This window comes from Streptomyces poriferorum, from assembly GCF_019399235.1.
Classification (GTDB): Bacteria; Actinomycetota; Actinomycetes; order Streptomycetales; family Streptomycetaceae; genus Streptomyces; species Streptomyces poriferorum.
On record NZ_JAELVH010000679.1, the window covers coordinates 1 to 349 of the forward strand.

Annotated in this window: 1 protein-coding gene; it reads left to right on the forward strand. The window is 74.2% G+C overall.

The window, feature by feature from the left end:
* On the forward strand, positions 1-349 hold a 349-nt coding region (locus tag JGS39_RS40385), incomplete at both ends, for an ABC transporter permease (RefSeq protein ID WP_219574703.1).

The following is a 349-nucleotide window of genomic DNA, read 5'->3' on the forward strand; positions in this document are numbered from 1 at the left end:
CGTCGCCCTGCTCGTCGGCGGGGTCGGCGTCGGCAACACCATGGTCATCTCGGTCCTCGAACGCCGGCCGGAGATCGGTCTGCGTCGCGCCCTGGGCGCCACCAGCGGGCAGATCCGCGGTCAGTTCGTCTCAGAGTCCCTGCTCCTGTCGGCGCTCGGCGGGCTCGGCGGGACGGTCCTGGGTACGGCGATCACCGCCGGGTACGCGTACGTGCGGCACTGGCCGACCGAGGTGCCGATGTGGGCGGCGGCGGCCGGGATGACCGTCACCCTGGTGATCGGCGCGATCGCCGGGCTCTATCCGGCGGTACGAGCCGGGCGCCTCGCCCCGACCCAGGCACTGGCCGGC